This is a genomic window from Paenibacillus sp. J22P218 (genome assembly GCF_056269195.1).
In genome coordinates, this window is record NZ_JBWDNL010000001.1 from 138,599 (window position 1) to 152,361 (window position 13,763).

Consider the following 13,763-nt stretch of genomic DNA (forward strand, 5'->3'; position numbering starts at 1 on the left):
GAGGGCAAACGATGGAACATGTACATGGATCTTACGACAGCTTACTCGTTATTTTCTCTTACATAATAGCGGTTGCTGCTTCTTATACAGCACTTGATCTGGCAGGTCGAGTCAGCAATGCGAAGGGCAGCAGCAGACTCGGTTGGCTGTCATTCGGCGCAGCCATTATGGGCAGCGGCATATGGTCGATGCACTTTGTCGGCATGCTTGCTTATTCGCTGCCTATTACAATTAGATATGATATTGTTATTGTGTTCGCCTCTGTCATAGCGGCGATTGCGGCGGCGTTCATCGCGCTCTACGTGGTTGGCCGCAATCAGTTAACGATACGCCAACTGCTAACGGGCGGATTATTGCTTGCAACAGGCATATCGACAATGCATTATGTCGGAATGTCGGCCATATTAGTTGATCTATCTTACGATCCGCTCATGTTTACATTATCGATCGTCATTGCGATAGTGGCATCGATTGCGGCGCTGTGGCTATCGTTTTATTTTCGCGGGGGCAAGGAGAGCAATGCAGGGTGGAAGAAGCTGGGCAGCGGTGTCATTATGGGTGCTGCCATTGTGGGCATGCATTATACGGGCATGTTCGCTACAAACTTCCATCCGAATAACAGAACTCCGTTCTCGATTGGGCTCATCCTTGATCAGAAGCTGCTTGCCTATCTAATCGTAGGCGGGACGCTGTTCACGCTGGGGTTGTCGTTATTCGGGATCGTTATGTCCAAGCGGTTGAACATTAAGGATACGGCTCTGGAGGAAAGCGAGAAATGGTATAAGTCGCTCTACGATAATAATCTCGACGGCATTGTGTCGGTCGACCTGAACCACCGCGTCATTAGTTATAATGACGCGGCGCTCCACATTACGGGGCTGACAGCTATTCAGGTGCTGGGAAAACCGATTTCCGAGCTTGCCAAAGTTATCGCCGAGCCGGATCGCGCCAAGACGACCGATATGTTCGTTAATGCGTTCAAGGGGATGCGTACGACGCATGAAACGACGCTTATTCGAAACGATCAGGTCATTTTATTATCGGTAACGAATGTTCCGGTCATTATCGAGGGCAACGTGGCGGGCAGCTACATTATTTTCAAAGATATTACGGACGAGAAGCTGGCGGAGCAGCGAATTCATCATCTTGCGTATCACGATGAGCTGACGGGCTTGCCGAACCGAAGGAAGTTCAATCAAGCGATCAACGAATGGATTGAAGCTAGAAATACAAGCCGTCTGCCGTTCGCTGTAATGGTGCTGGATATTGATCGATTCAAAATGATAAATGATTCGCTGGGGCATACGTATGGCGATCTCTTCTTGCAAGAATTGACGACCCGCATTCAGACAAGCTTGGAGGGTCAGAACGTGATGTTAGCCCGCATGGGGGGCGATGAATTCACGATTCTATGCCGCAACTGCCCGGATGAGTCGGAGATCGTTGAGCTCGCAGAGAAGATCATTAACTCGATTCAGATTCCTTATAGGCTTAAGGACAACGACTTCTACGTGTCGGCAAGTATCGGCATATCTATGTTCCCTCAGCATGGACATGATGCTACCGAGCTGCTTAAGAACGCGGATACGGCCATGTACGAAGTGAAGAGAAAAGGGAAAAACGGCTTTATGTTTTTCTCCCGAGAGCTGGATGACAAGCTGCAACAGAAGATCGAGCTGGAGGGCGACCTGCGCAAAGCGGTGGATAATGGCGAGCTGCTGCTTCACTATCAGCCGCAAATTAGAACGTCCGACAACGAAATGATCGGTGTTGAAGCGCTTGTTCGCTGGAATCATAAAGACAGAGGGCTGTTATCGCCGGGAACGTTCATTCCGATTGCGGAAGAGACCGGCATCATATACGAGATCGGCACTTGGGTGCTGCGCGAAGCGTGCAGGCAGATGCGCGAATGGCACTTGGCAGGCGGCCCGCTCATTCCGGTAGCGGTCAATCTGTCATCGCAGCAATTCCATCAGCCTGACTTGGCAGGATATATCAAATCAATATTGGATGATGTCGGTCTAGAGCCCAAATTTCTGGAGCTGGAGATTACGGAGAGCATGATGATGGACGCAGCGTTGTCGGCGGATATTTTGAAGCGACTGAATGAGTACGGCGTTCGAATCAGTCTAGACGACTTCGGGACAGGCTACAGCTCCTTGAGCTATCTGAAAATGTTCCCGATCCACAAGCTTAAGATTGATCGTTCCTTCATTCGCGACATTACCCACAGCGGCAACGATCAAGCGATCGTCGCGACTATTATCGCTATGGCTCAGAACATGAATATGGAAGTTATCGCGGAAGGCATTGAGACGAAGGATCAGCTGGACATATTGAGGGACAAAGATTGCCAGAAAATTCAAGGCTACTACTTCAGCAAGCCGTTATCGGCTAATGACGTTGAAGAGTCGTTCTTCAAGCCGCAGCGCTCTTATGCCGAGTTTTCCTTATTGGATTCGTGATAAGCGTAGACGCAGTTCTGGCAGATGCATGACTTTCCTCGCTGTTCGGGAGGAACAAGCGCAATCAGTTCAGCAGGGATGGACGCTTGGAAGCACCAGCAGGCGCTGCCGTTTTGGCAGGAGGGTTCTGATTCGATGCCGCAATGATTGGTTTGACCGCAGATTGGACAGTTCATATGTGGTAAAGCCTCCGTTCGGTAGAATGAATAGCTATTATTAAGCTTATAATTGAAGTGGCTGACGGGATGCATGACACCCGTCAGCCACTTTTTTTGTGCAAATATAGGAAAGTCTAAGTTTCTCACTTATCCTTATGCCTATATTTGTCAGGAATGAAACGCACCTCGCCACCAAGGACGGCGATAGCCGTTTCACCTTGGTACTTTAAACGTTATTCGGCATTCAGAACGAATTTCTCGATGACATGTCGTACGCCCTCTTCGTTATTCGACAGGGTGACGTAGTCGGCGATTTCTTTCAATGAGCCAATGGCATTGCCCATAGCGACGCCGAGTCCGGCAGCGGAAACCATCTCATTATCGTTCCATGCGTCGCCCATAGCGATCGTTTGATCCATTGAGCAGCCAAGATGCTCGGCCATGAACCGAAGGGCATGACCTTTCGTGCCCTCCTTATGCATAAACTCCAAATAATGCGCCTTCGATTTCGTAATGTGAACGCGGTCGCCGATTAGCGGGCGAAGCTGCTCGGCAATGACGTCGAGTTTCGCGGGATCGTCGATGATGAGCATTTTGTTAAGCGGCTGACCGATTAGTTTATCGAAGTCGGGCTCGATTTTATAAGGAATGTTGGACAGCTTGGAATAAGCTTTGATTTTGTCGTTGTCCTCCGTGCCGTACAGCTCATCATTAACGTACAACTGCAGATGAAGACCATTTTCCTGCACGAATTGGTATAGCTCCTTCGCTGCATCGGTAGGTACGTTGCGCTCATACAGAACGGTGCCGTCGAGCAGCGTTTTGACGAGAGCTCCCTGATACGTAATAATAGGAACATTGAGCTCAACTTGCTTGGCGATCTTCACGGCGGAAGAATACATGCGGCCCGTAGCGAGCGTAACCGTCACACCTTGTGCGATAGCAGCAGCCATGGCGCTCTTCGTTCCTTCGGTTACGACGAGTTCGTCGGTCAACAGTGTATCGTCTACATCAATTGCAATAAGCTTATACATAATAGCGGTAAAGCTCCTCTCTATTCTCTTTCTGTACTCCTATATGGATAGTTCGCGTGGTAACCTTGATTGTATCGAAAATAGACCTATCATTCAACGCCAAAGAAACCAGATCATTCACATAAACATGAAGGGAAGACATCACATGAACATTTTTACATCTACTGCAGCGAAACAACGATTTATAGCGCTATGCGCATTGGGAGCGGTATTATGCGTTGCTATTGGGTTTGCAATCGGACTCCTATCGATGGGCAACCGATACCCGATGCTGAGAGAGAGGAGCTTCCAGCAATTTGCTGCATCGTATGACAGAGTCATGAGCGACTACTTGAACGGCGCGGAACCGAAGCAACTGCTGGACGGAGCAGCCGAAGGCATGATTGCATCGCTGGACGATCCGTATTCAAGTTATATGACCGGAGAGAAGGGAACGGCGTATACGCAATCCTACGAGGGGCAATTCTACGGTATCGGGGCAGATATTCGCGTCGAAGAAAGACAATTTGTGATTAGCAGTTTGACGAAAGGCGCTCCCGCAGAACGAGGCGGCCTGCTTCCCGGAGATATCATTGCTATGATTGACGGGAAATCAGTTAAGGGAATGGAGTTCCAGGAGCTGCTGGCTCTCGTTAGAGGGGAAGAGGGGACGACCGTAGTGGTGAAGGTCGTTCGCGGCAGCGATTCCAAGCCAATTGAAGTATCATTGAAGCGTGAAGCTATACCGGTGCATACGGTCACGTCAGAACTGCTGGATGGCGGGATTGGGCATGTAACGATTAGCCGTTTCGCGGAGATGACGGCAGAGGAATTCAAGACCGAGCTGGATGCGCTGCAGAAGGACAAGCCGCTGAAGGGGCTGTTGCTCGATCTTCGATCGAATCCCGGCGGTCTGCTTAAGCCAACGATTGAGATCGCGAACATCCTTATTCCGGATGACAAAGTGATATTAAATGTGGTCTACAAGGACGAGCGCCAGATTATGACGTACAAGTCCAGCCAGGAGAAGGAGTGGACGATTCCAATCGCCGTGCTCGTGAACGGAATGTCGGCCAGCGCAAGCGAGGTGCTGACTGCCGCATTGAAGGAGTCGGCGGGGGCAGTCGTTATTGGGCAGCAGACGTATGGCAAAGGCGTCGTTCAGACGTTCAAGCAGTTTCCCGACGGCTCAGTCCTCAGCTTGACCGAAGCCCAGTGGAAGACGCCTAGCGGGGCTTGGATCAATAAGAAGGGGGTAACGCCCGATCATGTTGTTGCTCTGCCTGCGTATGCGAGTCTGCGGCCGCTGGCCATCGGAACGGAGATGAAGATTGGCAGCTACGGAGAAGATGTTCATACGCTTCAACAGGTCTTGCAGGAGCTTGGATACGGCCCGGCAGGCGCCGAGGGCTACTATGACAAGCAAACGGCTGCTGCGATGAAGAAATTCCAAGAGGCGGAGGAGCTGGAGTCGAGCGGACAGTTCAACGATAAGAGCGGCTATCTGCTGCTGCAGCGGCTGCGTGAGAAGCTGGACCTTGAAGATCCACAACTCCACAAAGGATTAGAGCTGTTGCTGGACCAAGGCGCTTAGATCACGTTCTGAGTCGCCTCTCGCCTCTGCGTCTGTGCTGGCAGCGGCCTAACCAACCAAGCAATTCATATTCGCTGTTGACAACGGTAGTGATAATCATTATCATCTAATAAGGATGAGATAATTACACCGCGGCGGCGAGAGGTGACTTAATGAAATGAAGAAGATCAAGTACTGCAAGCGTAATTTCAGGCACGGACTGAAGCCGATCTATAAGGCGATGAAGGATAAGTATCCTGAAATTAAGCAGAAGAAGAGCGATTGTCTAGGCAACTGCAAGACATGCAAGCTTGAATGCTTCGTTGTCGTTAAGTCCAAAACAATCACCGCGCCATCGGCAGATCAACTGTACAAGAGACTCAAAAAAATGATCGGCTAAATATAATGACCGTCGCCATTCTTTAGCATTTGTTGCCAAAGGATGGCGACAGCTTTCTCCGCATGTGTTAGAATAAGTACAATCTAGAGAAGAGAGGTGCGTTACGCCAATGAAGGACAATTTAGCAGAAGCATTAAATGAACAGATGAACTTTGAGTTTTACTCCGCCCATGTATACCTAGCAATGGCGGCGTATTGCTCTGCAGAGAACTTGGAAGGCTTTGCGAATTTTTTCCTTGTACAAGCTGAGGAAGAACGTTTTCACGCAATGAAAATATACAAGTTTCTGAATGACCGCGGACGACGCGCGACGATTTCGGCACTTGGTGAGCCGCATAACGATTACAAATCCGTTCTCGACACGTTCGAAGCAGGTTACGGTCACGAGCAGCAAAATACGAAGCGCTTCTATGATCTGTCTGACCTTGCGATGAACGACCGCGAGCATGCGACGATCAACTTCTTGAAGTGGTTCATCGACGAGCAAGTCGAAGAGGAAGCGTTGTTCGACAACATCATCCACAAGCTGAAGCGCATTGAGAAAGACAGCAACGCGTTCTATATGCTTGATGCTGAGTTCGCACAGCGTTCGTTCACGCCTCCGGCTGGCGAGTAATCATCCACTGCGCAACAATAAGGGCTGTTCCAGAAGGTCTTCAATGACCTTCCGGAACAGCCCTTTACCTTTACTTAAGTTGAAAGTTGCTCTTTCTGTTCGATTAGCACAAGGAATGAATCGACGAGAGACGGGTCGAAGTGTCGGCCTCGCTCCTCGCGAATGAGCTGCAAGGCGCGTTCGACGGACCACTTTTCTTTATATGGACGTGTGCTGGTCAAGGCATCGAACACGTCGACGATGCTAACGATACGCGCTTCAATCGGTATGTCCTCGCCGGCGAGTTGATGCGGATAGCCGCTGCCGTCCCATTTCTCATGATGGTACAAAATAATGTTTTTGCCTGTTTCAAGTTCATTGGCGAGCAGCTCGTCTTGAAATTCGTTATATATTTTATCAATGATATCTCGGCCGATCAGCGTATGCATCTCCACGATCTGCCGTTCGTAATAGGCGAGCGCACCTGGCTTGTATAAAATGCCTTCCGGAATGCCGGACTTGCCGATATCGTGCAATATGCTGGCATGAGAAATTCGGTCGATCATCTCGCTACTCCAGTGCAGTTGCAGCCGTTCATTGTGATGGGCGGCAAGCGAGGCCGTTAGTTCGCGTACACGAACGAGATGTAGTTCAATGCCTGGATCGCGGATTTCACAGGAGATCGCCAGTACTTTGAGCATAGAGCTTTGCAACGATGAGATTCGTTCCTCGGCTATGTAGTGGCCGCTTTCCAATTGCTCAAGCTCCCGGAAGACGCCAACGAAATAATCGTCCATTTCGACAACGATCGGTGTGATCGTAATGGAGGAATGCCACAGATCGCCATCGCGCTTGCGGTTCGTGAATACGCCTGACCATGGTTTTCCAGCATGGATGGCGTTCTTCATCGTGTTATGTGTTTCCTTCGGTGTATAGGAGGTGCGCAGAATGCTCGCTTTCTTGCCTGTTATCTCATGTGAAGCATAACCGGTAATGCGTTCATAGGCGGAATTGACCGCTAGTATTCGGTGCTGCCCGTCGGTGATAATAACGGCATCGGCGAGCAGCAGGAAAGATGCGAGTTTGTCATGGATGAGATTCATATCGCTGTATTGGATTCTCCTTATGTCGAGTTGGCTGTAAGCATTGCTTTGCGTTGCGGATCATATGAAGTGCTCATTACACATTAATGGAGGTTGGAAGCCGTTTCGGACCTTTGCGCATCGGGCTCTTGCATAACGGGCATTCGCGCTGCTCGGGCTGCGCTTCCTCGTACGTAATGATTCGCTGCCATACTTTGCAGCCGTCGCTAGTACACATCCAGGCGAGCGCCAATTCGCCGCGCTCCTGATCGTCGTTTATTGCGTGGTCCGCAGGCAAGGGCTGGAAGGCGGACAAGACGAATCGGGACAGCTCGGCAGGCTTGCCGTGGTATACGGCGGGAGAGCTGATATAGAGCTGCTCCTGAGCTCTCGTGACTGCGACATAAGCGAGCCGCCGTTCCTCCTCCAGCGCCTCGGCGCGCGTATCGTCGCCTGTCTGAGCTGCGCTTCGATCGCTTCGTTTATCGGCGGCTAGAGCGGACGCATGAGGCAAGATACCTTCCGATGCTCCGATGAGGAAGACGGCTGGAAACTCGAGCCCCTTCGACTTATGTATGGACATAAGTGAAATCGCGCTTCTTCTGGTTGCAGCGTGCTGCTGCTCCTTCTTTTGTTGCGAAGCGGAGATGTGCTTATCCGTGATGTCATCGATATAAGTTAAAAAGGCTTCGATCGTTTCATGCGCCTGTGCGGCTGATTCGAGCTCGTCGACGACTTCTTTAATCGCTTCCTTATGTTCGGTAAGGACACTTTGCTTACCTGTCTCGAGGTATTGGTCGTAGAAGGATTGGCGCAGCAACGCGATAGCCGCTTGAGGCTTAAGCTCGGTTAACGACTTCAGCAGCTTGATGCGTTCCTTGATCTTTTCCTTCTGAAATTCCTTTAACGCGGGATAGTCGAGCAGATGAATAAGCGGCCATTTCTTGGCCCGCTCTTTGTCTTGATGCCAGATGAACGCCATCGCTTGCTCGCGATTCACATACAGCGTCTGGAGCATCGACTCGATCGCGTCGAAGTTGCGGCGGTCCAGCACGAGCCGCAGATGGGCAAGGAGCGGCTTCACTACGGAATGGTCGTAGAATAGCTGGCCGTCGCCGAAGTCGACGAACGGCAGTTGCCGAAGCAGCAGCTGCTCGACGAGCGCCCGGCTGCTGCTGGCAGTACGGTAGAGCACGGCGAAGTCGCTGAAGGAACGAGTGCATTGCTCCTGCTGCTGTGCTATGGTATCCGCGATGAGACTCGCTTCTTCCTGAGTCGTCTTAACGCGGGCGTAAGACGGCGGCTCTCCCTTTGGCTTCACGACATGCAGCGTCTTCGGCTTGCGCAGCTTGTTGCGGCGAATAATCGCATTGCCAAGACCGACGATAGCGGCGGTCGAGCGATAGTTAATATCAAGCACGATCGTCGCCGCGCCCGGATACTGCTGCTCGAAGTTCAAGATATAGTCGTTGCGAGCGCCGTTGAACGAGTAGATCGTCTGATCATCATCGCCGACGACCATCAGATTGCGATGGCCATCGGCAAGAAGCTTCACAATGGCGTACTGAACCTCGTTCGTATCTTGGAATTCGTCGATCATGATATAGCGGAAGCGGTGCTGTAAGGAAGCAAGCAGCTCACTATCTTTTAATAACAGGCGATACGCTTCAAGCAGCAGGTCGTCGAAGTCGAAACGGTCACTTTCCTGCTTCCATAGCTCGTATCTCGTGAAGAGCACCTTCAACTCGCGTTCCTCGGAGGTTGATTCGGGCAGCTCGCTTACATCGATCATCTGCAGCTTCACGGAGGATAACTGAGCAAGCAGCGTCTCCGGCTCGTATTCGCGCGTGAGCGTATGCGCAAGCTCACGCATTAGCCGCTTGAAGAAGACAAGCTTCTGGCTTGTCTCGCTTAGAATCGATTGCCGATAGCCCCTTCCGCGCAGCAGCTGGAGGCAGAAGGAATGGAAGGTGCGCGCTTCAATTGCGCCTGAGGTTTGCGCCGGAATGGCGGGCAAGGAACGAATACGGCCTTTCATTTCGTCGGCGGCCTTCTTGGAGAAGGTCATGAGCAGCACCTGCTGGGGCTGTACATGGCGAACCGCGACTAGATAGGCGGTGCGGCAGACGAGCACCGACGTCTTGCCTGTGCCGGCGCCTGCAAGTGTAAGCGCCGGGCCAGTATCATGGCGCACGGCGGCGATTTGCGGACGGTTCAGCGAGATGCCGTACCGCTCAAGCGCGCGGAAGAAGGCGGCGTCCGCCTCGTTGCTGCCGACGAGCTGAGCGCTCGTATCGGCTTCCGCGCGGTCGGCAATGGGAATGGAACTATTTTGAATCCCAATAGGGTAAGAATAATAGGTAAGACTCATGTATCAATCACCTTCGTCAACAAATATATAGACCATCATAGCAGATGGCATGAGATTTCGACTAGCTAACGAAAGAGAGAGGAAGCTGACGCAACATGATTAGACAAGCTGTTCAAGAGGATGTGCATGAAGTGATGCCGCTGCTGCTGGCGGCAATCGGCAACATCGCCTATACGTTGGCGGGCACGGAGGACGATGCGGAGACGCAGCGCATATTGGCGGAATTTTACGGAAGAGAGGGCAATCGGATCAGCTATGAGCATGTGCTCGTCTATACGAGGGACGGACATGTTGTGGGAATGGCAATCAGCTATCCGGGTGATGGAGCGGAGCTGCTCGATCGGCCCTTTGCCGAGCGCATTGCTCTTATCCATGGCGATGCCGGAGCGGACCCCATCGTCGTTGAGGCCAAGGAGGGAGAATATTACTTGGATTCAATCGCCGTCGATGAAGAGTATCAAGGGCAGGGGATTGCTAAGGAGCTGTTCGCTGCGTTCGAGGAGAAGGGAAAGGATGCCGGTTACAGAAGAATGTCGCTTATTGTAGAGCCCTATAATGAAGGTGCCTATGCGCTTTATAAAAAGCTTAACTACATTGAGGACGGCATAATTTCCGTCAGCGGAGGCCAATACAGAAGAATGGTGAAAAATATCGAACAATAGCTTACGCTCTAAAACTATTTCTTGGAATAAATAGGATCGGTACGTTAATATAAAAGTGACAGATAAAGTCATTTCCAGTCATTTTTCAATCGTATCCGGGAGCGTGTTGTTCATGTTGGGTGGTCGGTTAAGAAGCACGAAGCTAGCTTACAGTTCGGGTAATTTGTCGGTAAATTTGATTGCGCAGGCTTTCGCGACCTACATCGTTTTTTATTATGTGGACGTGCTGGGCGTGAAGCCTGGACTCATAAGCGCGGCCATGGTTGTGCACGGCATTGTAAACGCTGTTCTGAACCCATTGTTCGGTCATCTGTCCGATCGAACGACCTCGCGCTGGGGGAGACGCATCCCGTATATGCTGTTCGGCATGGTGCCTTTGGCCGCTGCCTTCACCGCGATCTGGTTTCCGGTAGGCGAAGGAATGACGTTATTCTGGTACTTCGTATTTATTGTACTCGTGTACGATATATTGTTCGTTATGGTTGTGCTCAACTACTCGGCGCTGTTCCCGGAAATGTTCACAACGATGAAGGAGCGCGCGAGTGTGTCCGCTTCACGCCAAATGCTCGGCATCGTAGGCATGATTATCGGCGTTGCGCTGCCACCGCTGCTGTACAGCGGAATTGGCTGGGGCCCGATGGGCGTAATCTTCGCCGGCGTTGCGCTCTTGTTCCTTCTTATTATGGTGACGTCAAGCAAAGAAAAAACGACCGTGGAGCGGGAGAAGCTTGGCCTGAAGCAATCGCTGAAATATACGTTCACCAACAAAGCGTTCGTTATGTTCGTTATCGGAAGTTTCTTCGTGCAGTTCACATTCGCGATGATTCCGGCAATTATTCCGTTTTTCACGAAATATGTGCTTCAAGCGTCCGATGACAGCAATACGATATTGCTCGGCGCGATATTCGTAGCGGCTATTCCTTGCGTATTCCTTTGGAGCAAGCTCGTCACCCGCTGGGGACTGCGCAAGACGTCGCTGGTCGCCGTCGCCTGTTATTCGGCCTCCATGCTGCCCTTCGCCTTCGTTTCCAGCGTGCTCGCTGCCGCAATAGCTGCTGCCGCCATTGGAATAGGACTAGCCGGACTGCTCGTACTGCTTGATATGCTGTTGTCGGAAGTTATCGATGAGGACGAGAGGCGGACGAAGGTGCGCAGAGAGGGCATGTACTTTGGGATGAACGGCTTCATCGTCAGATGGGGCGTATCGCTTCAGGCAGTCGTGCTTGGCATTGTGCTGGAGACGACAGGTTATGTGAAGGATGCGGTGCAGACGGACAGCGCTGTCTGGGGCATCCGCTCGATGCTGAGCTTTATTCCCCTCGGCGCGCTGCTGCTGGCGTTTGTGTTCTTCTATCTGTATCCAATCCGTAGTACAGGAACTGAACAGAAATCATCTTTGGATGTATAGGAAGCGTGGTTGTTGATCGAATGTCGCCATCATTAGAATGGGTCAAAAAGAATGGGTTGATCGTAGCTCTGTTCGCAATCGGCGCAATTGTGCGCTTGCTCTATGCCGGCGCTATACCGGCAGGCTTTAACCAGGATGAAGCGTCGATCGGTTATGACGCCTATGCTATCCTTCATTACGGCATCGACCGTAACGGCATACAGCTGCCGATTCATCTCATTGCTTGGGGCAGCGGTCAGAACGCCTTATACGCCTATTTATCGATGCCTTTTATATGGCTGCTAGGCTTGAATGAGCTATCGGTTCGAGCCGTCAATATCGTATTTGGTCTTGTTGGCATGATCGCTTTCTACTTTATTGCCAAGCAGCTGTTCAAGCATAAGGCAGCGGCTGGTACGGCCATGTTTCTTATTGCGATTTGTCCGTGGCATATTATGATGTCCAGATGGGCGCTGGAGTCGAACCTTTTTCCAACGCTGGTACTGCTGGCGGTATGGTTCTTGTTCAAGTCGCTCGAACAACCGAAATGGTTTACGCTGTTCGCAATTACGATTACGTTGTCGTTGTATGCTTATGGGACCGCATATTTCTTCGTTCCCGTGTTCGTACTCGGCGTACTCATCCTGCTCATCGCGCAGAAAAAAATCAAACTCCGTACGTTACTATGGAATATAGGCATCATGGTTGTGCTGGGGCTGCCGATCCTGCTCTTTATTGTTATCAACCGGCTTGGCAAGGGGACAATTGAAACATGGCTGTTCTCGATTCCGAAGCTGACCGTTCCGAGGGTGGAGCAGGTATCGAGCGTCTTCCAAGGCGATGTGCTGCAAAATGCTGTTCAGCATTTCGATCTGCTGCTGCAAGTGCTGCTTAGTCAGGAAGACGGCCTGTTGTGGAACGCTATTCCTACTTACGGGTATATGTACCCTTTAGCGCTGCCGCTCATGCTTGTTGGACTTTACGCTGTCTGCGTGAGGATTGGCAGCGGCTTGCGCACCGAGCAAGGCATTATCGCCATCTGGGGAATAACAGCCGTGCTGATGTCGCTCATTACGGATATTAATATTAATCGGATCAATATCATTTTCTTCCCGTTGGTTCTGCTAACGTTAGCAGGGCTAATATGGCTGAAGGGACAGCTCAAGTACGTTTTTCCGGTCGCGCTGGCGGCGTTTGCAGTGTTTTTCGCTATGTTCTGCAGCAATTATTTCGTAGAGTATCCGAAGAAAGCCGGTCCGATGTTCTATGAATCGTTTGGTGAAGCGGTTCAATATGCGTCCGATCAGACGGATGGAACGATCTACGTGACGAATAACGTTAATATGCCTTATATTTATGTACTCTTTTACGAGCGGATCGATCCACATTTGTTTCTCGACACGGTCGTATACAGCAATCCGGGTGCCCCGTTCCAATTCGTAAGCTCCTTCGGACGTTATCAATTCGGCTTGCCGGCTGCGTTCGAGCCGAGCGATAATGCCGTCTATATTTTGTCCGAAGGAGATCAGCCTCCTAGCGATCTGAGCGGCTACGAGGTGAGAGAGTTTAAGCACTATAAAGTGATTAGCATGGCGTCCCGTTAACGTAATAGCTGTCCTCGCGATAAGCGATGAAGACGACCTCGACCTCAGATGCGCCGAGCTTCTGAATCGATTCGGTAACGGCCAGCGCGAACTCGTTCCTTGTCTGCTGCCCCCGATCGAACCAGCCTACCTCGACGAAGACGAACAGCGAACCGTCAGCCGGATCGCCGAATACGCTCGTTGCATTCAAGCAGGACATCGTAAAGTTGTCCGTGCCGCATTGACATAACTCGGCTAATGTCTCGGCAAGCGGCTCGGTGACGGTGCGCAATTGATCGGCGGTTACGCCGCGGAATACTAAATGTGGCAAATAAATGACCTCCTTATGCGGTAAGTTGTAGGTATGAAGCACAACCAGTATAACATATCGAATAGTTAAGCCATTCGCATCACCTTCAAAGGGTACGGGAAGGAGAGCTTAGCCATTGTTCGTGGAAAAAAAGGTACAAACTT

At 51.0% G+C, this 13,763-nt stretch carries 12 protein-coding genes; 7 read left to right on the forward strand and 5 right to left on the reverse strand.

The genetic code is table 11. The annotated features are described in order from the left end of the window. Positions 1–11 precede the first annotated feature (11 nt). Positions 12–2,465, forward strand: a complete 2,454-nt coding sequence (locus tag AC0YN0_RS00710; protein WP_475819568.1) for an EAL domain-containing protein — start codon at positions 12–14, stop codon at positions 2,463–2,465. Here AC0YN0_RS00710 and AC0YN0_RS00715 read toward each other — a convergent pair. Further along, positions 2,435–2,716 carry a cysteine-rich CWC family protein gene (locus AC0YN0_RS00715; RefSeq protein ID WP_475820872.1) on the reverse strand — a complete coding sequence of 94 codons (282 nt, stop codon included), beginning with the start codon at positions 2,714–2,716 and terminating at the stop codon, positions 2,435–2,437. The two genes, AC0YN0_RS00710 and AC0YN0_RS00715, sit on opposite strands and share 31 nt — an antisense overlap. Positions 2,717–2,856: 140 nt before the next feature. Then, entirely contained in the window at positions 2,857–3,657 is an 801-nt protein-coding gene (locus AC0YN0_RS00720) for a Cof-type HAD-IIB family hydrolase (RefSeq protein ID WP_442048033.1), read from the reverse strand. A 145-nt stretch (positions 3,658–3,802) separates the two neighbouring features. On the opposite strand from AC0YN0_RS00720, the gene AC0YN0_RS00725 reads away from it, so the two are divergent. The 3 genes from AC0YN0_RS00725 to AC0YN0_RS00735 all read left to right on the forward strand — a co-directional run bounded on the left by AC0YN0_RS00725 (position 3,803) and on the right by AC0YN0_RS00735 (position 6,225). Further along, on the forward strand, positions 3,803–5,230 hold the full coding sequence (locus AC0YN0_RS00725) for a S41 family peptidase (protein WP_475819569.1): 1,428 nt from the start codon (positions 3,803–3,805) through the stop codon (positions 5,228–5,230). A 157-nt stretch (positions 5,231–5,387) separates the two neighbouring features. Beyond that, the gene (locus AC0YN0_RS00730; RefSeq protein ID WP_442048031.1) at positions 5,388–5,609 is read left to right on the forward strand and encodes a DUF1450 domain-containing protein; all 222 of its coding nucleotides are present in this window, start codon (positions 5,388–5,390) and stop codon (positions 5,607–5,609) included. Positions 5,610–5,718: 109 nt separating this feature from the next. Then, the gene (locus tag AC0YN0_RS00735) at positions 5,719–6,225 is read left to right on the forward strand and encodes a ferritin (protein WP_337099823.1); all 507 of its coding nucleotides are present in this window, start codon (positions 5,719–5,721) and stop codon (positions 6,223–6,225) included. A gap of 74 nt (positions 6,226–6,299) precedes the next feature. Here the strand turns inward: AC0YN0_RS00735 and AC0YN0_RS00740 are convergent, their stop codons facing one another. After that, positions 6,300–7,307, reverse strand: coding sequence for an HD-GYP domain-containing protein (locus AC0YN0_RS00740; protein ID WP_475819570.1), 1,008 nt, complete (start codon positions 7,305–7,307; stop codon positions 6,300–6,302). Between the two features lie 76 nt (positions 7,308–7,383). After that, a complete protein-coding gene (locus AC0YN0_RS00745) occupies positions 7,384–9,657 on the reverse strand; it encodes a UvrD-helicase domain-containing protein (protein WP_475819571.1) in 2,274 nt (757 codons plus the stop codon). 95 nt (positions 9,658–9,752) lie between these two features. On the opposite strand from AC0YN0_RS00745, the gene AC0YN0_RS00750 reads away from it, so the two are divergent. From AC0YN0_RS00750 to AC0YN0_RS00760, 3 genes are all read left to right on the forward strand, one after another. After that, a complete protein-coding gene (locus AC0YN0_RS00750; protein ID WP_475819572.1) occupies positions 9,753–10,319 on the forward strand; it encodes an N-acetyltransferase family protein in 567 nt (188 codons plus the stop codon). A 112-nt stretch (positions 10,320–10,431) separates the two neighbouring features. Continuing rightward, positions 10,432–11,727 carry an MFS transporter gene (locus AC0YN0_RS00755; RefSeq protein WP_475819573.1) on the forward strand — a complete coding sequence of 432 codons (1,296 nt, stop codon included), beginning with the start codon at positions 10,432–10,434 and terminating at the stop codon, positions 11,725–11,727. A gap of 5 nt (positions 11,728–11,732) precedes the next feature. Next, a complete protein-coding gene (locus AC0YN0_RS00760) occupies positions 11,733–13,310 on the forward strand; it encodes an ArnT family glycosyltransferase (protein WP_475819574.1) in 1,578 nt (525 codons plus the stop codon). Here AC0YN0_RS00760 and AC0YN0_RS00765 read toward each other — a convergent pair. Further along, positions 13,291–13,620, reverse strand: coding sequence for a DUF1904 family protein (locus tag AC0YN0_RS00765; protein ID WP_475819575.1), 330 nt, complete (start codon positions 13,618–13,620; stop codon positions 13,291–13,293). The two genes, AC0YN0_RS00760 and AC0YN0_RS00765, sit on opposite strands and share 20 nt — an antisense overlap. Positions 13,621–13,763: the final 143 nt, after the last annotated feature.